The sequence below is a fragment of the Thioclava sp. UBA3469 genome (assembly GCF_002378135.1).
Lineage (GTDB): Bacteria > Pseudomonadota > Alphaproteobacteria > Rhodobacterales > Rhodobacteraceae > Thioclava > Thioclava sediminum.
In genome coordinates, this window is record NZ_DFRG01000017.1 from 43,101 (window position 1) to 43,782 (window position 682).

Here is a 682-nt window from a genome sequence, read left to right on the forward strand (position 1 = left end):
GTGACCCACAACATGCAGCAGGCGAGCCGCGTCTCCGACCGCACCGCCTTCATGTATCTGGGCGAGCTGATCGAAGAGGGCGAGACCGCGCAAATCTTCACCCGCCCGCGGGTCGAGCGCACCTCGGATTACATCACCGGGCGGTTCGGCTGACCGAACTGCTGCCTTGTTCTTGCAGGGACGTGGGCGTAGAACGCGGCCAGTATTCAGCGGAGTGGTGACATGGCTTTGAACAGACGGCGTCTTCTGCAACTCGGTGCGGCTTCGATGGCGCTGGCGGCCAGCGCGCGCGGTGCGATGGCCGCGTTCGACCCCAAGCCCACGGGCTGGCGCAGCTTCGAGCTGGTCACCAAGGTCAGCCTGCCCGGCGGTGGCGAGACGGCGCAGCTTTGGGTGCCGGTACCTTCCGTGCATGGCGAGGGCTGGATGAAGCCCGGCGCGGTGAACTGGGAAAGCGATGCGGACGAGGTTCAGATCGTGAACGCGCCCGACACCGGCACGCCGATGGTGCATGCGGTCTGGGGTGCCTCCGACGGCCCGCGCAAGCTGACCCTGACGACGCAGGCGCAGACGCAAGACTTCGTGGTCGATCTGAGTAAACCGGGCGACGTGGAACCGCTGGACGAGGTCGAGCGCGCGCGTTTCACCGCCGCGACAAAGCTGCTGCCGACCGACGGGATCG

At 66.9% G+C, this 682-nt stretch carries 1 pseudogene; it reads left to right on the forward strand.

The annotated features are described in order from the left end of the window. Positions 1-222: 222 nt before the first annotated feature. Positions 223-682, forward strand: a pseudogene (locus B3D39_RS01515) (transglutaminase); the annotation flags it as partial.